The following is a 267-nucleotide window of genomic DNA, read 5'->3' on the forward strand; positions in this document are numbered from 1 at the left end:
CTGGGGCTGGTGATCTCAACGATTGCCCAGACCCAGTTGCAAGCCATGCAGATGACAGTGTTCATTCTGCTACCTTCGATTTTGCTATCCGGCTTTATGTTCCCGTATGAAGGTATGCCTGTTCCTGCCCAGTGGATTGCTGAAATTCTGCCTGCGACCCATTTTATGCGCATGATACGGGGCATAGTGTTGCGCGGTGCCGATGTGACTGTGCTGTGGAAAGACGCCCTTTGGCTGCTGGGTTTTACCTTGTTCGGTTTGCTGCTG

At 52.4% G+C, this 267-nt stretch carries 1 protein-coding gene; it reads left to right on the forward strand.

Annotated features, from left to right (window positions below; genetic code table 11):
* Positions 1-267: ABC transporter permease (locus ACYP03_RS26420; protein ID WP_459782727.1), on the forward strand; the 267-nt coding region annotated here is incomplete at both ends.

It is taken from the genome of Photobacterium sp. R1, from assembly GCF_054600795.1.